This window comes from Microvirga lotononidis (assembly GCF_034627025.1).
In the GTDB taxonomy this organism is placed as follows: Bacteria; Pseudomonadota; Alphaproteobacteria; order Rhizobiales; family Beijerinckiaceae; genus Microvirga; species Microvirga lotononidis.
On sequence record NZ_CP141049.1, the window covers coordinates 25,423 to 48,660 of the forward strand.

A 23,238-nucleotide genomic window follows, 5' to 3' on the forward strand; every position below is an offset into this window, starting at 1 on the left:
GCCCCCGGTGACAGGTCCACTGGGGCGTGTCCTGGAAAGATCCCAACGCGCTCCAGATCAAGATCACCCTGGCCGAGATCGAGCCGCCCGTGTGGCGGCGGCTGGTGGTGCCGTGGACCTGGCATCTGGGACAGCTGCATCTTGCGATCCAGGCGGCGTTCAACTGGTGGGACTACCACCTGCATGAGTTCCGCATTGGCGGCCTGCGCTATGGCGATCCGGAGCTGCTCGAGGACGGCGCTTTTGAGGATGACCCGCGCGTGTTCGACGAGCAAGAGGTGCGGTTGCGCGACTTCGACCGGGAGCCGGGCACGTCATTCACCTACCTCTATGACTTCGGGGACAGCTGGCTTCATACGGTTGAGATCGAGAAGCTGCTGGCTCTCGATGCGCCTCCTCGCTTCGGGACCTGCATCGCAGGCGCCCGCGCCAGACCTCCGGAGGATGTGGGCGGCGTGAGTGGCTATGAGCGCTTTCTCGCCATCATGGCCGACCCGGACGATCTTGAGCACACCGAGACCCGGATCTGGTGCGGCGGCCACTTCGACCCGGAATGGTTCGATCTGGCGCTCACCGACAAGGACGTCAGGAACGCCCTCAAGCCCAATGTCCGGCGCCGCCTGCACCAGCCTAAGCCCGCACGAAAAAGCCGGTCATCGTAGTTGACGCTACCCGGACACTAAAATTGTCGTTGCACACGTGGGTGAGGCAGCTGAGCTGGCGTCGTAGCCCGTTTCCTCACGCCAGATCATTCGGGCAATGGCACACATCACCCCGAAGGCCTCGTGGAGCCGGAAGACGCGGTCCGGCTCTGTCTCCTCATTGAGGGCCGACATGGCGGGGTAGTGATAGAGGCTGCTCATCAGGGGTGTAACCATCTTTCAGGCCAAGATGGGAACCTATGGCATGCCTAGGCCCTGAAGGCGTTGCGGCCAAAGGCCCCTAACCAACCAGAATGAACAGAAAAGCCTCCCCACCCGCCGTTGCCGTGGAGGTGAGGAGGCTTCCTTGAAGTGAGGAGGATGTGTCCTCGCCCGAGTAACGGCGGACCTGGCGGATGGTTTCACCGGCTTGAGACCGGGTCCGCGACGAAAGGGTTATTGCCAGCTATCGAGCCGATCGGTTTTGCTGGGGTGGATCAAGGCGACCGGCTTGGCCGTTAGCCAGACTGGGCCCAATGAAGAGACAGGTAGCAGTGATGACGGGACGCAGCGACAGGCCTTTGCCAGCTTGGTGGCCATGGTTCCTGGCGAGTATGGCGAGCGTCAGCTTCGCTCTTGCTACGCTTTTAAGGTAAGGTCCAAAGGCCTCCAGCTGAGCTTTTGCAGGCGTGTTCCGGGCGATACGGCCCCGCTGAAACCCATCACACGAGCGTGAGTTGCCTCTTCACATAGGTTAATCAGGGGCAATGCAGGGCACAGCCTTGAGAATTATGCCATGCAGCAGAATGACACTCGGGATTGGTCGCGTGACCTCCCCAGCAGCTTGAACTTTTCCCAGGAGCAGGTGGTCTTCTTCATCGGGCATTCCCTAAAGAGCCTGTACGATGATGTGCTCGCAGCCGACATGCCGGAGCATCTGAAAGCTCTTGTGCTCAAGCTTGAGGAGACATATCCCCCGTAGGCCATGCCCCTTGTGAGGGCCCCCTTTGTACGGTGGATGATCTGATGACCAGCAGGAACGTGACCCGAGTGGATCTGGCCCAGGCCGTCGTCGAGGCTGTTGGTTTGACCCGCCACGAAGCGGTGGCGCTCTCGGAGCAAGTGTTGGCCGAGATTTGCGATACCTTGGAGCGCGGCGAGAACGTGAAACTCTCCGGCTTCGGGAATTTCGTGGTTCGGGAGAAAGCCGAGAGAACCGGTCGAAATCCGAAGACGGGGGTTGAGGTCCCAATCGAACCTCGCCGCGTTGTCACCTTCACCCCATCCCATAAGCTGAAGGATCGTGTGAACGGCGATCCGGTGAGCGCCTGATCTAAGGCGCCGTGAACCCGCCCCTGAAATAAGAGACCTGTTCTCAGAGGCTAATTGCCCTTCGCAGGAGTATGCAAAGCCATCGGTGGCTGTGCCGTGAGCAGCGGGTATCGCCAAATACGGGGTTTGTACCGACTATAGGTTGAGCAAGCCCGCCCGCTCATCGTGGGGAACGGCGAAGATGGAACAAATCAACAACCAATTAGAATAGCCGAGCTTGAAAAACTCGAATCATGGACTCATTCTATTTCGGGTCGGCTTAATTCGGCAGACATGTCCAATAGCCGTGCGGGGCTGGTAGGACGCTCATCACCTCTTCGTCGTTCAAAAGTTTGTCTGAACCGGTGAGTGCATCGGGGCAGGAGTTCAGGAGTCTCTCTTTTGGCTACGCTGAAGCAATTTGAAGAAGCCCTGCGCGCCCAAGGCATGAATATGGCCTTGGCTATCCTGGAGAAGATGCGCAAGGAGGAGAAGAAGACCCGGTCGATCGCTCCGGCCCGTCGCGTCTCAGGGCGCAAAATGACACCAGAGCTCGCCCGCAAGATCCTCGAGCTTCATAGCACCACCGACATGACCCAGCAGGAGATCGCGTTCCAGCTTGGGATCAACCAGGGTCGAGTGAACGAGGTGATCAAGCGCGGAAAGTGGCTCACTGAGGATTCGCAGTCCGAGGAGGCTCAGGCGCGAGATAAGGCGAAAGCCCGGATGAAGCGCATGCAGTCGGAGGATACACCGATCCCGCGCAAGCAGCCGGTGGCCGCAGGTGTCGAAGAAGCGCCGAAAAAGCCGAGAGCGAAGTCGGCCAGTCCTGCACAGTTGTCGATCGACGACTTCCTCAAAGTCTCCGACGACTAAATGGAATCTTGTATCAGCTAGACCCAGCGCCGCTGGCGACAATCAGCTCAAGCCGCGGCAGATCGGTGTGGTGCATCAGCAGCACGCCGTTCTTGTGCGCGAGCTGGTGAGCCGACTTGGTGAAGACCGAGTTGGTGACAACCACTGCGTAGGGTGCATCCTGAAAGGCGGCTGCGGCATAGGCTTCCTGAACCGCCTTGTTGCCGACGGTGCCGTTGTAGAACTTGCACTGGATCACAACCCGCCGGTCTTCCTTCTCGGCAATGATGTCAGCTCCCTGGTCGCCTGATCCGGGGGTGAGCGCAGCACGCCATCCGGCCTCCTGTAGGACATCCCGGCAGTAGAGCTCAAATTCCCTGCCGGTCATTGTGTCGTCGAGCACAACCGTCGACTCGGGTGGCTGGTGTCGATCGATGATCCGGTTGATCCGGGTCCTCAAGCGAGCCGCGTACCGCTTCGAATCCTTGGCCAGGAGATGATCGATCCTCCTGCGCTGGAATTCCGGCACGAGCGTCTTCTTGATGAAGCTGTTGAGGTGCTTATCCCACCCCTCCTCAGAGACATTCCCATATTCGTCAGGTGAGAGCATATGGGCGCGTTTCGTCGCTAGCGTCCTGACATGTGTCAGTGCCGCCCGGTCCGTCAGGTCATAGATCAGCAGGACCGAATGGATTTTGGTGAGGCGCAGGAACAGTAGCAGGGCCAGCCCGATCCAGGCGGCAACCGGCTGGATATACCAGCCGATACCGAGGAGGAAGAGCAGAACGGCGCTGAACGCCTTGTGTCTCCAGAGGTAGCGAAACATTCCCTTATCCGGCAGTCGGCGGGTTCCTATGTGACTGCAAGAGATTGGGTAGCCGACTGGGGTTACCAGCTGCCTCGCAAAGACTTCCGCGGACTGAAACTCACAGGATTATTTCGGCTGCTACTGCCTGGTGATCCGCGTCCGATCGAGAATTTGACCGGCGAAGGCTCGCAACCCTTCGGCCGTGCTGGTCTCGTCCCGCTGTATGACGAAGAGCCCGGTATGGAGCAGGATCATTAACTCTCTGGCTCGTTGAGACTCGGCATCAGTGGCCGGCATCACTTCAGCCATCTTCTCTCTCATGATCGCGGCGTCACGATCCAGGATCTGCATAAGGCGAGAGGTCACTGCATCTCCTTACAAGCGGTTCGTACAGGGGTGTTAGTCTTTGATCACTCACACCCGCTGATTGGTAGCGCTGCGAAGTCGGCAGGTCCAATCACTCAGGCTTGATGCCAAGGGCAAGGCAGTAGCCGTAGTAAGCGTGTTCTCCGGCCTTATGATAGATCTCCACAATGTCCATTTTCTTGCGCCGGTCGAGCGCAAAGCGCGATCTGGTCCGTTGAAGGCGCAGATACGCCTTCGGGCAGGCATCGAGTTTGACGGCTTCCCGCAGGCGAGGGAACTCTTCCGTCGACATCTCCGCCGAGTAGCCATCACGCCCCATAAACATCACGAAGACCTTCCGGTGCTCATTGATGAAGCGCTCGTCGCGGAGAAAGGCAGGGGGCGATGTCTCTGTCATGGGGTTCTCCGATTTGGCAGGCACAACAAAAAAAGCCGCCCCACAATGGAGCGGCTCGTTGTGAAGGCGGGTCGATCCGCGAAAGTGAGAGGTCTTAGACCTCCTGCAGGTTGGCCGCAGACTCTTTGCCCGTCCGGCGGTCCTGCTCGATCTCGAAGGAGATCTTCTGGCCGTCCTTCAGACCGCGGAGGCCTGCGCGCTCCACGGCTGAAATATGGACGAATACGTCCTTGCCGCCATTGTCCGGCTGTATGAAGCCGTAACCCTTGGTTTCGTTAAACCATTTAACCGTCCCAGTCGCCATTCTCGTCTCTAGTCCCTTGTAGTTCCCTCCGGCGGAGCGTCCTGCTCCGCCCTCCGGTGACCGATTGATCACGCGAAGGAGGCTAGTTGGGCAAGGCAACCGTGGCAACAACGTGGCAAAATCAATATTAACTTTTCTTCGGATGCCGCGATTGCTCCCGGCCGGTCACTTCCGCCCAGAACTGGTCCGCTCGGCCCTCAAAGGTATTCGGGCCCCGGCTGTCGCTTTGATAGAACTGGCCGGGTGTGATGCCTGGGGCATATTCCTGCTCCACCCAGCCTCTCGCGTCGTCATGCGGAAAGATGTACCCGCCATAGCCATGCAAGGACTTGGCGCTGGCATAGTGGGTATCGCGCAGATGCAGCGGAACTGGGATTGGCGGAGCGGACTGGGCGTAGGCCATAGCCTGTCCAATCCCGCGGCAGACCGAGTTCGATTTTGGAGCCCGGCAGATATGCAGAGCTGCATGCGCCAAGACAATTTGGGCCTCAGGATAGCCGATATGCTGCACGGCATGCAGCGCCGCGACAGCCGTCTGCAGGGCGGTGTTATCCGCGAGGCCGACATCCTCAGAGGCATGGATCATGATCCGCCGAGCGATGAATCTCGGGTCTTCGCCGGCATGAATTAATTTAGCCAGCCAGTAGAGCGTCGCGTCGGGGTCAGACCCTCGCATTGACTTGATGAAGGCGCTGATCGAGTCGTAGTGTTGATCGGCATTCCGATCATACAGAACCGGCGACGCCTGAAACAGGTCTGCGACCATCTCCCCAGTAATCGTCAGCGTTGAGCCCGCGGTGGCATGGGCCGTAAGCCGGTCCATCGCCGTGAGAACGCGTCTGGCATCTCCACCCGCGTGAGCTGTGAGCTGTGCTAGAGCTGCTTCATCGACGTTGACCGAAATTCCTTTCTCCTCGAAGTGGGCCACGGCGCGAGTGACAACGTCCTTCATGTCGTTGACGGTCAGCGGCTCAAGCCGGAAGACAGTCATGCGTGACACGAGGGCAGGGGTGAGGACGAAACTCGGATTGCCCGTCGTCGCGCCAATCAGGTCAAAGACGCCGTCCTCGACGAGGCCGAGAAGATAGTCGCTTTGGCTGCTGCTGAAGCGATGCACCTCATCGGCAAAGACCAGGAGGTCGCGAACCTGCGCTTCCCGGCCGAGTTCCTTGATGTCGGAGACGTTATTGTGCGCGGGGTGGAGTTCCCGAAACTCTTTCCCGATCTCCTGGCCGATGGATCTCGCAATCGTCGTCTTGCCCGTGCCCGGAGGCCCCCAGAACAGCAATGCGCCCACACGCCCGGAGGACACGATGTTCCGGAGCACCGTGCCGGGGGCAAGGAGATGGCGCTGACCAACGATGTCATCGAGGCGGGTTGGCCGTATCTGAGCGGCAAGGGGCTTGGGGCGGGTACGCGCCGTGGCCGTCTGGAAGAGATCGCTCATGTGTGAACCTAAGGGATGTCCTTGCCCGGTTTCCGGGCGCTATGGGGAGCCTGAGATATGGTGATTTGATGCCGCGAATTCATCGTCGATCCAAGGCTCTGCGACACTCTTCCATCAGGCCTCCCCAGCATTGTTCACGAGTGCCGGTAGCCGTCGGTTTCGATGCCGATGAACATCCCGTGCCAGGTTCCGCCGAAGACGCTGTCGAATGAGAGGAGCCGGAACCTCTTCCGGAAAGCCCGATAATTCGGACTGCCATCTGGAGGGCGTTGAAAGAGCTGGTGCATGGACTTGATTTGGGCGCGGGTCGGGCGAGCGCGGTTCATGATTTCCCTCTTCTAAGTGGATTGAGGTTGGATCACTCGGTGAGGATGTGGGCAGCGGACAGAACGGCTTTGGCCTGATCCGTGAAGAGGACGTCGACCTTCTGCTCTTCCGTCATGAGGTCCCATGCGGCGCGGAACAGGTCCTGAAGATCGCCAACCTCATGGTCACCTTCCGAATTCTCGCCGTGAACGATGGCGGCGTGGGTATAGGTGTCGGCATCCTTCACGTCGGCGAGTGTGAGCGGGCGCTTGGTGTCGTCTCGTTCCGTGAGGACCGGCTCAAAGAACTTCCTGGCCGGAAGCCCATCGCCCTCGTCGAACACGTTGACGATCTTGCCCTCGATGGCGAGGGTCAGTGCGATCCCCTGAGATCCCTCGAGGCGCTCAATGCGATCGATGATCGCCACTGCGCCGACCGGGAACGTGAGCTCGTTGTCATCGGCATCCAGGCCGCTGGTTCCGACCAGCATTTGAACCACGTCGTCTTTCTTGAACCCGAAGGCCTCATGCGATTCCTGGGTCATTTCAGGTGTCCTCGATTAATGTTTCTGGGGTTTTCCGCAGTGGGAGTGCGCCAAGCAAAAAGGGCCGTCGTATCTCGACGACAGCCCTCTTCGTCGGCTCGAACGAGCGCGATAACCCTTTACTTACCATACGGGCCACTCGTCGGTCCGGGAGCCGAACCGCTGGGCAGGCGCGTCGTTAACCAAGCGGACTAGCTCAGTGAGGTTGCGTACATGACACCGATCCTGTCCTCTTGGAGCCACCCAGCCCCGGCTAAAGCTCGCCTTCCAAAGAATCTGCGTCAGCGCGTTCTCGTGGTCGAAGATGAGTTGATCATCGGCGAGATTGCAGCTGAAGCCCTGACCGAGGCCGGCTTCGAGGTGTTTACCGCCGCGAGTGCCGAGGAAGCCGAGGTGATTTTGGCCGATGTTTCCGTGGACGTCCTCTTTACCGACATCGATCTCGGCGGCCGGGACGGGTTTGACCTGGCGGCATCAGCGTTGACGCTCCAACCGCTTTTGTCGGTTGTCTTTACGTCCGGCCGCCCCCGCGCCTGTCACGGAATGTGTGCGTCTGCGGGTGTTCCGTTTCTGCCGAAGCCCTATCGGCTGCCGGAGATGATCGAGATGATCGAGCGGGTGGTGAAGCGCAATCCCCAGTGAGGCGGAATCGGCCTAGCTCGCCTTATTCATTCCGAATCCGGACCGGCTCCTCGAGCGCCTGTTGTCTCTTACGGTATGTTCCCGTGTTCTGGGGTTTGATGAAGAGCGTGGTAATCTCGGGATGCGAGGCCTTCACCTGGGTTTCGATCCGCTTGACGCAGGCCTCGATGTCCGCGGTGGTCAGATCATCCTCGAAATCGGCGCTGAGGGCCGCCACCACCTGCTGCGGCCCCATATGCACCGTGAGAACGCCGTTGGCGCGCTCCACCGCCGGATCGGCCTGGGCGATGGACAGGATTGAGGCCTGCACGTCGGGATGCGCCGCCTCTCCCATCAGCAGCCCTTTCGTCTCCCGCGCCAGCACGAACGCCGTCGCGGCCAGAACGAGGCCGATGCCGATGGATGCGAGACCGTCAAGCTCGGGCCTGTCGAAGGTTTGGGCCGCGCTGATGCCGATCAGCGCGATGAGAAGCCCCAGCAGCGCGGCGCTGTCCTCGAACAGAACGGTGAAGGTCGTCGGATCCTTGCTCTCGTGCACAGCCCTGAAATAGCCCAGCGATCCTTTGGCCCGGCGGAATTCCTTCAGGGCGAACCACCAGGATCCGCCCTCGAACACCAGGGACAGCCCGATCACCACGTAATTGACGATGGGGCTCTCCATAGGCTCCGGATCGCGCATGTGGACGATGCCCTCATAGAAGGACACGCCCGCACCCAGGGCGAAGACGAGAAGCGCGACGATGAACGTCCAGAAGTAGATTTCGCGTCCGTATCCGAATGGCCGCGTCACATCGGGCGGTCGCGCGGCACGGTGTAGACCGTAGAGCAGCAACACCTCGTTGCCCGTATCCACGAGGGAGTGAATGCCCTCGCTGAGCATGGCGGAGCTTCCGGTCCAGGCCGCGGCTGCGAGCTTGGTGATCGCAATCAGCAGATTGCCAAGCAGTGCCGCGTAGATGACCTTTTTGGACGAATGCTGGGACGCCATGCGCGGGTTGCTCCGATGGAGCAGAACGACCGCGCATGGCTTCGGTTTCATTGGGCTAGCTGAAATGCTCTTCGGGCGAGTGTCCGAAGCATCCACTCCTGACCTGAGCAGTGGCAAGCCTTTTCCAGCACGTGTTCAAGACCTTCTCCACGTTCCCGCCCAACCTCCTGGTGCCCTCATCTGCCCGTCAAGCTATTTTGCACTGGCCATCTGTACGATCCGGCAACCAGCGCCGTTACGCAGGGCGGCGGCATCCGGCTAGGTGAGCGAGTTCGCTTTGGCTAACATGGGTCGGATCGTGCCGGTCCGGGATGAAGCAAGCGAGCTGCTCGGCCTGAGCCAGGAGCATGATGCCATCCTCTGATGAGAGGCGCCCACCGTCGAAAGCAGCGGTGTTCTTCTTGCGGCCCACGGCTGGAAACGGGAATGTCGGGGTTGTATCGTCCGTCCTGGCGAGTGTGGCAGCTTTGAAGGGGTTGCAGGACGGGTGTCAGCAACCAAATCCTACGCTGCTTCAAGTGCTTAAGCTACGTCCGCCAGTCCTTCTCTAGCCACCTCATGAATAAGAACGGCTAGATCAGACGTTGGCTGGGCTGGTCACCAAGCGAGGCTTGGTCTGAGCCCGGGCTTTGAGAAGCAAGGCTTTAATGTGCTGCTTGACCTCTGGCTCGTCGACCGGGAGCCGGGCTGCGATGTCACTGGTCGGGACCCCCGCCGCTAAAAGCCGGAGAACAAGAGCTTCCTGCACCGACAGTGCAGGCCGTTGCCCCCTTGTATTCTCGTTGGCGGCGGGATCGACATCCGGTTCAACCGGCCATTCTGTTCTCTTCGCGGCAGCGTAGCACCAACGAGAACACGAATGGGCTGCTGCGTTAGTACTTCCCGAAAGGCACTGATCTGAGCGCGCACAGCGCCGAGGAGATTGCGGCCGTCGCGGCCGCCCTCAACTCAAGGCCAAGAAAGACGTTGGGCTGGAAAACCCCTGCAGAGGCGCTTGACGAATGGCTGCGGGAGATCAACAGAATCCATGTTGCGACGACCGTTTGAATCCGTCCAATACGCAGCCGAGGCCTATGCCCAACAACTGGCTCTGATGAAGGCGAAGGCCTCAATGAGCCGAACGGCTTGCTGCTATGATAATGCCCCGATCGAGTCGTTCTTCCATTCCTTGAAGGTCGAGCTGGTCCATCAGCGGAAAGGATGACGCGCGAAGAGGCTTGCCGGGATCTGTTCGGCTACATTGAGGGCTATTACAATCGGCAGCGCATTCACTCGGCGCTCGGGTACCTCACACCCGAACAGGCCGAGCGGAAAGCGCGCTGATCCGGTGTCCACACAATCGGGGGAAGATCACCGCGGCACCAAAGCCTAGCAATGCAAAGCAGCAAGCGGAAGCGGCTTTGGAGTCACGTTTGGAATCTTCAATCAAACGCCGAAGTGGCTTTTGCGCTACGTAGCCTCGATTACCAACTTGCTTGTCCATGGAACAGGGTTGTTCAATGGGACGCGTCTTGTTCGATCGCCCGGGCCGCTCAACGTCCAGTATTAGTTGATCAAAATTTCAATCGCAGCAAAACCAACGAATAAAGTTCCTGCTCTTAAAGGATGTTATAGATGCTAGGTATGCAGATACTGAAGATGCATCAGCCGTCACACCGGTTACCGAAGTGTCTACCTCCAAAGAGCGGTATAGAGACGGCTCGAATCGCTATTCGGTTGGATCGGCGTCTAGAACGCACCTGATCGTTGGATCGGCCATAAGAAATTTCAGTCAATTACGATGAATGCAGTCCATAACGGTCTTGATGCGACTTGATTAAAAAGAAAATAACGTCCATCTTGGCAAGTAAATTAGAGAGGGTTTACACAGGTCGTTTTTTTGGTTCGCCTCGGGGAGGCGCGACTATGATTAGGCTTGCCACCTACAACGTCGAGAATCTGTTCGCACGCGCGAAGATCTTAGATCGCCATGAGTGGGCAGACGGAAAGGGTACATCGCGCATGGAGGCGGCGCGAGAAATCCTTGATGCCGTTGCTGAATTGAATGGGTTACTCGCCCAGGCAGTGTACACATCTGAAGTCAAGAGAGAGATCCTCAACGCCCTAGAGACGCTTGATTTACTTGATACGGATGAGAATAAGTTTCTAATTCTCCGCCGCAATCGCGGACATCTGCTTAAGCGTCCCAAAAACGGTCCAGTTTTTGTTGCCGCCGACGGGCGCGACGACTGGATTGGCTGGATCGAGATGAAGACCGAGGCCGTTTCAGAGGTCGCGACGCAAAACACCGCACGGGTCATCGGAAACATCAACGCTGATATCATCGCAGTTGTTGAGGCCGAGAACCGGACGTCTCTTCTTCGTTTTAATGAACAAGTTATTACTCCTATCACTGCGCTCAATTACCAAACCATTATGCTTGTCGATGGTAATGACGATCGCGGCATCGACGTAGGGATACTCTGCCGAGACCCAATACTGATCGACTTCATGCGCAGCCATGTTGACGATCGAGATGGCACCAACCGCATCTTCAGCCGCGACTGTGTCGAGTATCACATGCGTCTGCCTAGCGGCGATGGGCTAGTCATCCTAGTCAATCATCTGAAGAGCAAGGGCTATGGACGGCCCCGTGACTCAAACGCTAGGCGCAAGCGTCAGGCTATGCGCGTGCGCGAGATCTATGACGATCTCATAGATCAGGGGATATCAAATATCGCCATCGTCGGCGACCTCAACGACACACCTGATAGCGGCCCACTGTTTCCACTGCTCGGCGACGGCTTGTTGCGCGACGTCAGTGAACATCCATCGTTCACGTTCGATGGGCGCCCTGGCACTTATGCAAACGGAACGGCGAGCCAGAAAATCGACTATATTCTTCTGTCGCCTAATCTCTTCCAACGTGTGCGCGGAGGAGCGATCTACCGCAAAGGCGTCTGGGGCGGCGCAAACGGCTCACTCTTCCCGCATTTCCCTGAGATCACGAAGGAGGTTGAGGCGGCTTCGGACCATGCGGCGATCTACGCGGACCTTGACATGTGACCTGGATGGCCTGGCCGCACTGACTTTCAGGGGAAGCCAAAGCGGGGATGAACATGGAATTGGAAGCGCCACCGATCCCTCTATTGGGTGAGGTCAGAGAGGCTCGGGCAGCTTGGGATCGCGATACTTGGGATCCGCGCCTCCCGGCCGCCTACCGCAAGGTGTTACGCACCTTTGCACAACTGCAGTCCTCGGGAGCCGAGACCGGCCAGATATGGCATGAACTCGCCGACGACGCTCTACGTTTCCTGGGCGGTCAAGGCGACCAATGGTCTATAGGGCTGTCTGCATATAATCACTGGCGCCTCGGTCCATTCCTCGGGATAAGCAACGAGGGATCGGGCGCCACTGTCATCGCCGCAGCAGCGCTCCGTTCGCCAAAGGCGATTGCGCTCGGCAAGCGCCGCAACGCGGTTGGTGTCGGCGTTGCAGTCGATGCCGAGCGCTTGTCTAGTGCCGGCGAGGTGCCTGCGGGCCCGAATGATATGTCGGAGGTGTGGCGCGGCTGCGCGGGACGTCTCCTCACCACCACCAATGTCGGAAGCCGTGTTAATGTGCGACTCTACAAGAGCGCGCCAGTCATTGATATTGAAAGTGGCAATGTGGAGGTCGCGAAGGCAGCGATTGACGTTGCGATCAGGCCCTTTCGTGAAGCGCCAGGCGGTCCCCGGCCGCTTCAGGTCTCTGTCAGATTCGCGGCGGGAGCGTCTGGCCAACCCACAATCCTGCGTTGCCTCAATCAACATATTCGGGAAAGCCAAGGCAAATGGCATAAGCTTTATCCTCTTGCCCTCCATCTAGATTTGCCAGGTCCGGTGGAAGCCGTAGAACTGATCGAACAGGGCATCGCAACTGCAATATCCGCTCGCATTTCGTTCATCTCAATCGCTGGCGAAACCAGCATCGCAGCTAGTGAATCGATCTCGCTGCCGGGTTTGCTCGGCCTCGTTGCGCCTGCGGCTCTGGAGGGCCTCATCGCCAGTGCAAAGGCCGCAGGCGTTCGCTTAGTTCCAGCTAATCGGATAGACCCAGACGCCGTTATGCATGACATCTGGAGCGCGCTCAACTCGGCGCGAAGCTTTGGCCTAAATATGGGAAAGTATGGGCTGTTCCCACTCACACTTGAGCAGAGCAATCGTGTGGTCCGGCGCATTCAGCACTGGTTTAAAGACTGGACGGCGGCTCCAGTCTTCTATGTCGATCAAGGAATTCTGACGAGCGAGCGACTTTATGCTGGCGAGACCGTTGTTCCCGGTATCAAGCTGTGGCTCAAGATGGTCGCAACTCACGGCGTCCATCTAGTACTAATCGACACTGTCGACAAGGCGCGCGGATGGAAGCTTCTGAAGGAGAATGGCGATCCCAAGGGTCTGCTGACGCTTGAACAAGTGGCGGAAATCGAGGCATTTGGCGCCAAGCTAGGCGTCAACATTCTCTGGGCAGGTGGCCTTTCGGTCAAACAGTCGCGCCTACTCGCAGCTTTCGGCGTATTCGGCATTTATGTGACCTCGTCGATCAGCACTCCAGTAGCCGTTAGCGGTCTGTACATAGACGATCCAGGCCTTGCAGCCGCTAGGACCCCGACTTTTGAGGGCGTGCTCGCGCTCAAGTTGCAGATCGACGCCGGCTTCCTGTCAGCTCGATTGAGCGCCCTGAAGGACCTAGCGTCGCGGTCGCTAGCCGCGGCGATTGACGATGCTGTGGATGACGATGAGCGGCTCGCCGCAGTGCTTGTGAGGGCTTGGCGGCAGTGGTGGAAAATGATGCCACCGCACCCGGTCAGGAAGGGGAAATAGCCATGGGAGACAATGCTTCCCGGAACTCGATGGTACCCTATATTAGCTCATCCGAGCAATTCGAATATATCGTTATCGGCACTGGCGCTGGTGGCGGACCTGTCGCCGCGAACCTCGCGAACGCGGGTAAGCGCGTACTGGTATTAGAGGCCGGGGGCACGGGCAAGAACCCCACTTCCGAGTTTAAATACTCAGTAGTCGGCAGCAACGCTCGCCTTGATCCGGAACTTGGTTGGGCTTATTGGGTCAACAGCCGCTTAAATGAGACGGAGAGGGCCCAGCAGCATTTCTATGTGCCGGGAAAAGGTCTCTACTATCCGCGTGGTACGTCGATCGGGGGCTCCACCACCGTCAACGCGATGATAGCACTATACCCGGACAATGATGACTGGAACGCAATCGCGAAACTGACTGGCGACGCGAGCTGGGACGCCGGCGCAATGCGCGACTACTACGTCCGATTAGAAAACGCACGCTATGTAGATGCTGCGGCCGCCGCTCCTGCACGCCATGGCAGGGACGGTTGGCTCCCGCTTGAGCAAGTAGGCATGAAAGGTAACCTATTCAAGGACAACTGGCTCACCGATTACTTGGTGTCGCGTTTGCGTGACCAGCCGGGTGGTGATCAGGTTGCCTTGGCTGCGGCAACGGGTGGCGACTTTCGAGTCGATCCGAATGACTGGCGCGTGGTATGCGAGCGGCGCGTCGGTTTGATCGACCCGCCCCGATCCGCCGACAATGGCGCGCGTTGCGGCACGCGCGAGTTGCTCCTCAACACCATCGCAAGGCATCCCGAGGCGATCCGAATTCAGACCGATTGCTTGGTGACGCGGCTGCTCTTCGCTGACGATGATCCGACGCGCGTCATAGGCGTCGAGTATCTCGAGGGTCCGCACCTCTATGGGGCCTCATGGTACGCAGAACAGTTCTCGAGCCGAGCCGGAGTTCGACGCCAAGCGTTCGCAAGCCGCGAGGTTGTCTTGAGTGCCGGCGCTTTCAATAGTCCGCAGCTCCTCATGCTATCAGGCATCGGACCTAAGGAAGAGCTGGAGCGTCATGGGATCCAGGTGCGCGCCGACCGGCAGGGCGTGGGTCGCAACCTCCAGGACCGGCTCGAGTCCGGCGTAGTGTGTAAGCTCCCATTTGAGCCCAACCTTCACAAGGGCTGTATGTTCGGTGCCGAAGGTGACCCCTGTAAAGCAGACTTCGAAAGTGGTAATCCTGATGCCAGCTATCGCACGAGACTGAATAGGCAATTCTATATGCTCGCACGCTCTAGTAGCAGCCGAGAGGTGCCCAATCTCATGATTTTCGGCTTCACCGGTCGGTTCCGCGGGTATTACCACCCGACGCGCGTACCGCCCTCGGGTAAGGACGAATTCACTTGGTTCGTTCTCTCTGGCCATACAGAGAACCGCGGTGGACGCGTCACTCTGCGCTCGGACAGCCCACGCGACACGCCCGAAATCAATTTCAACAATTTTGAGGACGGAACCGATACAGCGGGCCGCGACCTCGATGCGCTGCTCGCTGGCATTAAAATGGCGCGCCGCATGGCTGGAGGCGTAACCGGCGGCTCGGTACCTGGGGAGATTAGTCCAGGGCCAGAGTGTCGCACCGACGACGATTTGCGCCACTTCATCCGCAACGAGGCTTGGGGACATCATGCATCGTGCACCAACCAGATGGGGCCCGCATCCGACCCACTTGCAGTCGTCGATAGCCGATTTCGCGTCCATGGAATAAAGGGGCTGCGAGTCGTCGACGCCTCGGTGTTCCCACGCATCCCAGGGCTGTTCATCGCCGTACCAATTTTTATGATTGCCGAAAAAGCGAGCGACGTGATTCTCGCTGACGCAGCGGCGGCGTGAGACTCCCCTTCGTGGAAAGGAAACGATCGTGACTAGCGAAGCTACCACACCACCCGTGCAGACTGGCGAGCCAGTCCCGGGTTTTCCGCTCAAGTTCACCTGGCGAACGGACAAATGGCGCGATATCTTCGACGAGCAAATCGAACTGTTGAAGGCCGACGTCGCACGAGCTCGGGCCGACGGGCGCATCGTCCTTTACCTGAGCTGCCCAATTAGCAGCCGGGGCGGTGGATGGTCAGGTACCAATGTCGACATTGCTCGCCATGTCGAGCGATCAATACTCAAGCGATGGGGCGAAGGATTTTGGGTACTCAATCCCGCACAATATCAGCTTGAATCAAAGGCCGGCACAGGTCTAATCGTCGGCCATGCTAAGCGTCTTGGAATAGACCTCGATGAACTGTTAGCTAGTGGCTATCCTAGTGGAGGTGATTACCTCCGCATGTGGACCAAAGTGCTGGTTGAAGATGGAGCTAACAACCTCGGGCACAACTTCGACGCATTCTACTTCCTAGGACCGACAGACGTCTTTTCCTTCTTCACAGAAAATGGATCACAGTCGATGACGGCGGGGATTCAGAATTATTTCGCCCGTAAAATGGATTGCGACATTGAGTTTCGCAAGCAGTTCGCCGTGCCCGAGATCGACTTTGGGGCCTCGGCTAGGTCAGGAGCCCAGGACCATTGGACTCAGCTTCGGTTCGACTTTCTCCGTTTTTACGGCCTGCGAGCTAGCGCCAATTTCAGCCTCGGCAGCCATGACGAATGGCAGATTCTGCGCCTGATCAACGAAGGCAGGCGTAAGGAAACTACAAGCCCGACGATGCTAGACGGCGACGTCGGTCAACAGATCGCCGCTTTCTTCGACGGTAACCAGGTGAGCATGGCGGCCACCGAGATTTCAATTTCACGGGGATATTCGTTATAGGGTAGCGCCAAGCCGAATACCTTATTTGAGAACTAAAACTTTCGCTGAGGAAACGGGAGAGAATGATGCACGGCTTACGACTTGTGGAGGCCCTATAGGGGTTCGCGTTAGTCATCTTCCGATACCGCTACAGCTTTCTGCGGAACATCAAAATGCCCAGTGCGTTGGCACTGTGAACCTGGAAGTTACTTGTCTGGATGCCAGACCACTCGCAGTTCTTAGATCGAAGAATCAAAGAGTGATTTAGACACCCAATCGCAGCTTGCACCCGAAGGCAACGCGAGTTCGGGGAAGTTGCTAGAATTCAATATTAACTATATATTGATTATCCAATGCCATGTCTTTTTGGAGGCTGAAGATGTGGATTCGATCTAGAAGTCTGCTGCTCGCGTTGGCACTTGCCGTAGCGGCGCTATCGCCGGGGCACGCTGCGGACGGGAGCGTGACGGCGCACCTTCGAGAGACACTGTTGGTACCGCCGAAAGCGCTTGAGAACGCCACGCCCGCCCCCTTTACGCGGGCCGATACGGCGACGTGCATATGCGATGGTATCCCCTTCCAGGCGAGTTGTCCGGGTAGCCAGAGAGTAACCTGCAAGTGCCAGCCCCCCGGATATAACTGTTCGAACTAGTTGTAGTTGTAAGCTGTCGGCTCCAATGATGCCGTCGACCGGTTAACCGGCTATATATATACGGTTGCGCCAAGCGGGCGAGCGACGCAGCACTTTGGCGTGGTCCGTTCTGCTTTCGAGAGTACAAGGAGCGTGTGTGGAAGATCCGGTCGGCACGTCAACAAACGCTTTTTTCACGCTGGAGAGCATGATGACGCTCGGCGGCGCCACGGGTGCGACGTTCGTCGTAGCAAACGGCATTCAACGTGCCTTCGATTATAACCCGCGTTGGCTCGCGCTCCTGATTGCCCAACTGGTCTGCCTTGGTGTGGTCTATCAATCGCATGGCGTCGGCAGTGACTATGTGATCGGCGTGATCAACGGCTTTCTAGTGTATTGCTCGGCAGCCGGTGCGACCGGCGCGGCCGGTGTGGCCTCAGGAGCGGCGCCGGTACGTGACGCGAGTGCGCGATCAGGCAACGTTACGCGCGAGGCCTCCCAGGCACCCGGCCATCGGCAACTTTTCACGCCATGGTTTTGACCAGCATGTTGAGTGGATCAATCCAGGCAACAGCGTTCGGCGATCTGACGCGCGCCGTTCTCGTCGGCGTCAGCAACTTTGAAGACAAAGCCTTTCGGGAACTCAAGGCCTGCGCGCCGGAGACCGAGCGTCTTGGCGCGGCGCTGACGGACCCGGCTGGATGCCGCATACCCGATCAAAACGTTGATGTCGTCGTCGACGCACGCGCCACTTTGGATCAGGTCATACCGTTGTTGCAAGCGGCAAGCTCAGCGGCAACGCCGGATCAAATCCTCATCATCTATTTTGCAGGGCACGGCGAGAAGATCGAAGGCGGTTTCGGGCTGATATTGCACGACACGCGACAGGCCGACCTAGCCCGGACGGCGCTGACCAGCGCCCAGCTCGACCGAATTTTCTCTGGCTGCAGGGCGCGGGGCCTACTGATAATCCTGGATTGCTGTGGTGGCGCGGCGCTAGCAGAGAATGCGCCCGCCTTCATGCAGCGGGTTGGGCAGCACGATTTCCGCATCCTCCTGAGCGCCTCGCGGGTCGATCAGTCGTCGTGGGAGACCTCGCGCGGATCCGTCTTTACCAAACACCTGATCGATGTCGTGGAAGGGACCACGCAGGTTTCTGCCACACCCGGCCAAGTCTACTTCAATGACCTGTTGCGGCACTTGCGTAACTCAGTGGCTGAGGAGATTGCCAACGCAGGTGGGGAGTTGCCCCCACAGGAGCCGGTGTTCAATGGCGGCTACATCGACGATCCGCTGATCTTCGTTCACACTGGGGAGACGCTGAAGCAGATCCGCGTGAAGGTCCAACGGTATTCGCAATCCTATGTGCGTGCGCGCATTCGCTTCACCATTCTGCTCATTGTGAGCCTATTGCTCCTCGGACTTGGCGGTTTCTGGCTCGTGCTCGATCAACATTACTTTCTTCAGGCAGGCGACCGTTCGACGGCCGTGTATCATGGCTACCCTGGCTTGAGTGGTCTAGGGTATCCCAAGCTGCTTTGGGCTGCTGAAGTACAGCGCAATTTCCTCAAGCCCGACAGCCCGCTCGTCAACAACGAAACGGTTGTTGCAAGACGCACCCAGCCTCCGTTCGCCACCCTCTTGGCCGAACTGTCTCCGGCAGGCCAGTCCATGTTGTGGGTTTGGGCTGGTCAGAAGGAAGAAGCACGACGCCGGGCCAAGGCGGGCATGGACGCCGTCGGTGCGGACCGGCCGAACGATTGGGCGGAATTGGCGCAACTCTTCGCTGCCAACGCGACGGCTGCGGACATAGCGCCACTTGAGGTACTGAGCCGACATCAGAATGTTTCCGTGGTTCAGGCCGCATTGCGGGCGCTGGCGCGGCTCAAACGAACTGACGCAGTCGAGGCCCTATCCCGGCGAGGCTTCGACATGAATCAGGCCGGCATCCATGTCAACGCGCTGAAGTATTGGGATCGGCCCTGCGACGACACGCTGCGGGACTATCTGAACAAGTTCCAGCGCGCCATGTCTTATAAGCAGTTCGTACGCGCGACACTCGAAACAGCATTGGATACACAATGTACCATTGACCTTGACCCGTTGCTGGCCGCCGACCGGGCCTACCTGGGCGCGGTCGCAACCTACTGGGCAACGCTGGGCGGCGAAACGCCAGGGGCACTTGCCAAGAATATCCAAGGTGAGATTGCAGTCACGATCACGCGTATTGCCGAGGGTGACCACGGGGTAGTGCAGAAGGGATTCCCCATCCTAGATCGCCTCGTCGAGATGGGGCTTGCCTTGCCAAAAACCGACTGTCCTGTGCCTGCCACGGAAACAGGGTCCGCGCCGGCGCGCCAGAGCGTCATTGGCCGTTTCAGACAACTCATGGCGGCGCTCGACGGCGTGTCAAGCCCGACAGCATTCCGCTACGAGCGCACGCGTTTGGCCGCATACCTGGCTGCGACATGCAAAGGCGTCACGGTGATCCTGATCCCTGCAGAGCAACCCGGCGCCCAGTGGTCGATCGCACTTGTGCAAGGAACAGAGCAGCAAATCGTAATGCAGTTTGCTTTCAATTCCAGCAACGTACCGATCGACGCTATTCAACTGGCCGAGTATATTACGGCGCCAGACCAAGCCGCGCCGCTTCAGGAGTTGGCTGCTGGCAATCTCGATGCATATTGGAAGTCACGGATTCTGCGGAAGCTACGCCTGTTGAAGGTGCCTGCCGCGCCGATCAACCCTTTCTTTAGCCGCGGAGAGGTGGAGCTTCAGGTCGAGGCCTACCTATGGCAGGCCTCGAGCGATCACGAAGGCGCGTTGCGCGCAGCTCTGGCGCGGCTGAATGACCCCACCGCTGAATTCCTTCCCGCGTTGTTGACACTTTTGGACAAGGACGAAAGTTCGCGCGCCGTAATCATGCGCGCCTTGGCCGGGGCTGTTTCGGATGAGACCCGGCGCACCGCGCTCATCACCCTGTTCGGGACTAAAGATCAAGTTGCCGAAAGGCTAGCTTCACCCCAATCAGAGATTCGCGCAGTCGCGATCGACTATCTTCAATTCCGTGACGATCTTCTCGACGTTGCCGCGGTCGCGCAGCCGGCGCTGGTGATGCCGACCTTCTTTTCAGCAAATTTCACGAACATTGCGTTTCACCGCAGCCGGATCCGCGCTGATCTCGCTTCGACGCCTGACTGGGCGATCGCAGTCCGCTCGAAGCTAATGCTCGATACACGCAACGATCTGTCAAGTGGCCTGCGCCTTTGGATCGACCGGGAGACACGGCGGCGCACCGAAGGCTTGCCGCTGGGTAGCGAATGAGCGCGCGACCGCGCAATTTATATACCAATTTCAATTACAAATAGATTCGGAGTTTTATTTTAGGTGTCGCGCCATTTAGAGCAGTCTGAGGTCGCACGGATTCACCTGGTTTGATTCCATAGTTGTGGGCTGGCAAAGAGGGATTTCAGCATAAAGGCACCTCTGTCTCTCGACCTGCTCCAACACCTTGTGGCTGCCGTTGAGGAAGGTAGTCCGATCCGCCAAGGGCCGTGGCCCACACTCTCGAGGTGGTGCGCTCGAACCTTGTCAAGCAGACACAGCCGCAACCCTCCCGCCCGCGCGGCCGGCCGCCCTTACCGAATGCCGCTGTGGTCGAAAAGATCAAGGCTGTGATTGCCACCATGCCCACCTACGGCTATCGGCAGGTGCATGCCGCTCTGGCGCGCCGAGCGCATGAGCAGGGCCCGGGTCCCTCCCAACCACAAGCGGGTTTATCGCGTGATGAAGGTGCACGGCCTGCGGCTCCAGCGGCATGCGGGCGGCGTCGGGACACGCCAGCACGACGGGCGCATCGCGGTCGCGCACTGCAATCTCCGATCGTGCTCGGACGGATTTGAGCTCGATTGTGACAATGGCGAGAAGATGCGGGTGGCCTTTGCCCTTGATTGTTGTGACCGCGAGGCGCTGGGCTATGTCGCCACCACAGAGAGGATCAAGGGCGAGGATGTCTGCAATCTGATGCTCAGCGCAGTCGGGCATCGCTTCGGGCCTGTGAACCGGCTGCCGCACATGGTCGAGTAGCTGATTGACAGCGAGAGCTGCAACGTGGCGGGGCCGACCTAGTCGTTTGCTCGGGAGACTGGACTGGAGCCGCGTACCACACCGCTGGAGAGCCCGCAATCGAATGGCATGGCTGAGGCCTTCGTGCGCACGATCAAGCGCGATTATACCCGTGTCAGTTCCTGTCCAGATGCCCGCTCCGTGATGGCCGCACTGCCGGGCTGGTTTGCTCATGACAACCAGCTTCAACCGCATCGGACTCACGGCTATCATTCACCTCGCGAGTTCATCGCGGCCTGTCAATTCAAGGAAGCTGTGTCCACTCTTTAAGGGGCAGCAACAAGAAGTGCGCGGATCATGTGCGGCTGCCTAGAGACAGCAGGTGCGGTTGCACCGACGTGAAAGTAGACATTTCCAGAATATTCTTGAACCACCCTCCTTATCCTTATCATCAGGCATTACTCGAATGCGCACCGCCACACCCCTTTGTTGCAGCTTGACGCCGAGTCACTTGCATTTGCATCCTTTCGGCAGAATTGGTCACGGTCATATCGCGCACGTGCCCTGCCGTTCCTGATGTGCCCCGGAGGACACGGGTATGCGTCATGGCTGAGGTCATTCAAACGATCTTTATCGACCCACCCATTGCTGTGGCGCGCCTCGGAAGCAGTTCCGAGTCACAAGAGGGATTTATGTGGGCCCGGTCGCCTGATCCGCGTGCCCATGGTGAAACCGCAGTTATACCGGATTGGACCCTGCGCGTACTGCCCGATGGCTCAGTTGAACCCTACCTGCCTGGGGAGTTGCGCTTCCGAGACGGTCCGCAAGTCCGTCCGGTTTCCCCATTTTTCGAGGTTTGGGTACGCTTGGGCGAGAACGGTTCCGATCCTTCGACTTGGAGAGACGCACCCCTCACACCGGCTCTGCTCGCAGCGCAGGGTACCAACCTTACCGCGCTCGTGGTCACAGTTGACGCACGTAATGCCAAGGCCGCTCGGAGAACTGGACAGCCTCAGTTGGTATTCGGGACATTTCCAGCCGTCCACATTCGGGGTGATTACCATGCGCCGGTCCCGCTTTATGGAACGAGTCCGCCCGCCTCAAGCCGCCCTATGATACCGCTTGGGAGAGGCATACCCTTGGGCAGCGTGCAACTCCTGCGCAGTCGAATGCAGCCAACGGAACGCTCTTGGAGCGAGGTAGTAAATGTGGAGACTGTCCGCCTGAGATTTACGCCCGCAAAAGGGCTTATCTTCGGGCCACCGGCCGCCGCAGAGACCACTCCCTTGCGTCCGTTTCCGGCTGTTCCAGTCGAGAATGCATTTTTGGACCCTTCGGCTGGTTGGTTTGGTGCGAGCGATGTTGGCGCATATGGCAATCCTGACGCAGGGCGGGTCGAGCCATCTGACACGTACGATGGTGCTGAGGCACCGGGGGAGAGTGGCCGAGTAGGACCGTCGCTCGGCGTGATCGACGACACGTGCGAGGCTCGCATTCAGGTTACCCTCACCGTCCCTGGGTCTCCCGAGCTTCTTGCACGGGCAAATGTATTCGTGGGACCGCCCGACTTTGCGCCGGACCGACGCCCATTCCTCTCCCTCGCAGACGAGTTGAACGATCGCGCAGGCGACGCGACTGAGCGGAGTGCGGCGCTGACGGGTGTCGCGCTCGACCAATGGGTGGAGGACCTGTTTGAGCGGGTGTTCGAGACGATCTACCTGTTCAATGTCGACTGGTATCGCACTCGGAGGGCTGCCACTGTCCCATCCGACAAACTCCGCGCTATGTCCATCCCGGGCGACAAGGTTTCGGAACCAGGGCGAGCAATGGGTGGCCGCGACCCGCTTCGCAGCCCGGAGTTCACGATCCTTGACCCCACCACCAACGAGCCTTTGCCCCTATCCGAGCATGCGCGTACGCGGCACCGTGCTCTGTCGGACGTGTTGGAGCTGCGTGCATTTGTGCAGCGTCATCCAGGCCGTGTGAAGGAACTCGTTCGCCGTGCCTTCGAGATTGAGGCTAATGAGGGGGCCATCCAGACTACAATGCGCATGCCACCATTCATGCGCCAGTCCAACGCGCAGCCTCTTACGCTCGCAAGTTGGCAATATGACCTACTCATGCGTTGGGTCGAGGAGACCGAGCGGGCAGCCGCTGCTAAGGCTCCCGCAGCGGCGTCAGGCGTAGCGGCTTCTAGCCCAGTCGGACAACTCAGTAGCTTAGCCCAACAGCGGCGTGAGGACGTCCTTGAGCGTCTCGCGCGCGAGGCCAATAAGTACGGAGAGGGTGACATATGAGCGTGGTCCAGCAGGTC

General features: G+C 58.8%; 21 protein-coding genes and 3 pseudogenes. 15 read left to right on the top strand and 9 right to left on the bottom strand.

Annotation, left to right across the window (positions count from 1 at the left end):
* The first annotated feature begins 26 nt into the window (after window positions 1–26).
* From U0023_RS23525 to U0023_RS23540, 4 genes are all read left to right on the top strand, one after another.
* The gene (locus tag U0023_RS23525) at window positions 27–662 is read left to right on the top strand and encodes a plasmid pRiA4b ORF-3 family protein (protein WP_009489076.1); all 636 of its coding nucleotides are present in this window, start codon (window positions 27–29) and stop codon (window positions 660–662) included.
* A 775-nt stretch (window positions 663–1,437) separates the two neighbouring features.
* Window positions 1,438–1,623: a NepR family anti-sigma factor gene (locus U0023_RS23530; RefSeq protein ID WP_009488645.1), complete on the top strand. Its 186-nt coding sequence runs from the start codon at window positions 1,438–1,440 to the stop codon at window positions 1,621–1,623.
* 44 nt (window positions 1,624–1,667) lie between these two features.
* Complete coding sequence (locus U0023_RS23535) at window positions 1,668–1,973, top strand: integration host factor subunit alpha (protein ID WP_009488644.1); 306 nt, start codon at window positions 1,668–1,670, stop codon at window positions 1,971–1,973.
* Window positions 1,974–2,354: 381 nt separating this feature from the next.
* Window positions 2,355–2,828: a sigma factor-like helix-turn-helix DNA-binding protein gene (locus U0023_RS23540; protein ID WP_009488643.1), complete on the top strand. Its 474-nt coding sequence runs from the start codon at window positions 2,355–2,357 to the stop codon at window positions 2,826–2,828.
* 13 nt (window positions 2,829–2,841) lie between these two features.
* Here U0023_RS23540 and U0023_RS23545 read toward each other — a convergent pair whose 3' ends face one another.
* The 7 genes from U0023_RS23545 to U0023_RS23575 form a co-directional block, all read right to left on the bottom strand.
* On the bottom strand, window positions 2,842–3,633 hold the full coding sequence (locus U0023_RS23545) for a restriction endonuclease (protein WP_009488642.1): 792 nt from the start codon (window positions 3,631–3,633) through the stop codon (window positions 2,842–2,844).
* 120 nt (window positions 3,634–3,753) lie between these two features.
* On the bottom strand, window positions 3,754–3,924 hold the full coding sequence (locus U0023_RS23550; protein ID WP_154660866.1) for a hypothetical protein: 171 nt from the start codon (window positions 3,922–3,924) through the stop codon (window positions 3,754–3,756).
* Window positions 3,925–4,072: 148 nt separating this feature from the next.
* Entirely contained in the window at window positions 4,073–4,378 is a 306-nt protein-coding gene (locus U0023_RS23555) for a hypothetical protein (RefSeq protein WP_009488640.1), read from the bottom strand.
* Between the two features lie 94 nt (window positions 4,379–4,472).
* Complete coding sequence (locus tag U0023_RS23560; RefSeq protein WP_009488639.1) at window positions 4,473–4,682, bottom strand: cold-shock protein; 210 nt, start codon at window positions 4,680–4,682, stop codon at window positions 4,473–4,475.
* A gap of 127 nt (window positions 4,683–4,809) precedes the next feature.
* Window positions 4,810–6,129, bottom strand: coding sequence for a replication-associated recombination protein A (locus tag U0023_RS23565; RefSeq protein WP_009488638.1), 1,320 nt, complete (start codon window positions 6,127–6,129; stop codon window positions 4,810–4,812).
* Window positions 6,130–6,263: 134 nt separating this feature from the next.
* Window positions 6,264–6,455, bottom strand: a complete 192-nt coding sequence (locus tag U0023_RS23570; RefSeq protein ID WP_009488637.1) for a hypothetical protein — start codon at window positions 6,453–6,455, stop codon at window positions 6,264–6,266.
* A 32-nt stretch (window positions 6,456–6,487) separates the two neighbouring features.
* Entirely contained in the window at window positions 6,488–6,979 is a 492-nt protein-coding gene (locus U0023_RS23575) for a hypothetical protein (RefSeq protein WP_009488636.1), read from the bottom strand.
* A gap of 213 nt (window positions 6,980–7,192) precedes the next feature.
* On the opposite strand from U0023_RS23575, the gene U0023_RS23580 reads away from it, so the two are divergent.
* The gene (locus U0023_RS23580) at window positions 7,193–7,621 is read left to right on the top strand and encodes a response regulator (RefSeq protein WP_009488635.1); all 429 of its coding nucleotides are present in this window, start codon (window positions 7,193–7,195) and stop codon (window positions 7,619–7,621) included.
* A gap of 22 nt (window positions 7,622–7,643) precedes the next feature.
* Here the strand turns inward: U0023_RS23580 and U0023_RS23585 are convergent, their stop codons facing one another.
* Entirely contained in the window at window positions 7,644–8,609 is a 966-nt protein-coding gene (locus U0023_RS23585) for a cation diffusion facilitator family transporter (RefSeq protein WP_009488634.1), read from the bottom strand.
* Window positions 8,610–9,186: 577 nt separating this feature from the next.
* Window positions 9,187–9,357, bottom strand: coding sequence for a LuxR C-terminal-related transcriptional regulator (locus U0023_RS35595; protein ID WP_195904128.1), 171 nt, complete (start codon window positions 9,355–9,357; stop codon window positions 9,187–9,189).
* 86 nt (window positions 9,358–9,443) lie between these two features.
* Between U0023_RS35595 and U0023_RS23590 the strand changes: the two are divergent.
* The 10 genes and pseudogenes from U0023_RS23590 to U0023_RS23635 all read left to right on the top strand — a co-directional run.
* A pseudogene (locus U0023_RS23590) lies at window positions 9,444–9,656 on the top strand (transposase); the annotation flags it as partial.
* A gap of 7 nt (window positions 9,657–9,663) precedes the next feature.
* Window positions 9,664–9,932: pseudogene (locus U0023_RS23595) on the top strand (IS3 family transposase); the annotation flags it as partial.
* Between the two features lie 582 nt (window positions 9,933–10,514).
* Window positions 10,515–11,654 carry an endonuclease/exonuclease/phosphatase family protein gene (locus U0023_RS23600; protein WP_009488632.1) on the top strand — a complete coding sequence of 380 codons (1,140 nt, stop codon included), beginning with the start codon at window positions 10,515–10,517 and terminating at the stop codon, window positions 11,652–11,654.
* 53 nt (window positions 11,655–11,707) lie between these two features.
* Window positions 11,708–13,450 carry a hypothetical protein gene (locus U0023_RS23605; RefSeq protein ID WP_009488631.1) on the top strand — a complete coding sequence of 581 codons (1,743 nt, stop codon included), beginning with the start codon at window positions 11,708–11,710 and terminating at the stop codon, window positions 13,448–13,450.
* Window positions 13,405–15,321: a GMC family oxidoreductase gene (locus U0023_RS23610; protein ID WP_322883857.1), complete on the top strand. Its 1,917-nt coding sequence runs from the start codon at window positions 13,405–13,407 to the stop codon at window positions 15,319–15,321. Before U0023_RS23605 ends, U0023_RS23610 begins: the two co-directional genes overlap by 46 nt.
* Before the next feature lie 28 nt (window positions 15,322–15,349).
* Window positions 15,350–16,249: a hypothetical protein gene (locus tag U0023_RS23615; protein WP_009488629.1), complete on the top strand. Its 900-nt coding sequence runs from the start codon at window positions 15,350–15,352 to the stop codon at window positions 16,247–16,249.
* A 767-nt stretch (window positions 16,250–17,016) separates the two neighbouring features.
* The gene (locus tag U0023_RS23620) at window positions 17,017–17,400 is read left to right on the top strand and encodes a hypothetical protein (RefSeq protein ID WP_040637715.1); all 384 of its coding nucleotides are present in this window, start codon (window positions 17,017–17,019) and stop codon (window positions 17,398–17,400) included.
* Window positions 17,391–20,183, top strand: coding sequence for a caspase family protein (locus tag U0023_RS23625; protein ID WP_009488627.1), 2,793 nt, complete (start codon window positions 17,391–17,393; stop codon window positions 20,181–20,183). Before U0023_RS23620 ends, U0023_RS23625 begins: the two co-directional genes overlap by 10 nt.
* 534 nt (window positions 20,184–20,717) lie before the next feature.
* Window positions 20,718–21,254 (top strand): annotated as a pseudogene (locus tag U0023_RS23630) (integrase core domain-containing protein); the annotation flags it as partial.
* 1,136 nt (window positions 21,255–22,390) lie between these two features.
* Window positions 22,391–23,221 carry a hypothetical protein gene (locus tag U0023_RS23635; protein WP_040637714.1) on the top strand — a complete coding sequence of 277 codons (831 nt, stop codon included), beginning with the start codon at window positions 22,391–22,393 and terminating at the stop codon, window positions 23,219–23,221.
* The last annotated feature ends 17 nt before the right edge of the window (window positions 23,222–23,238 follow it).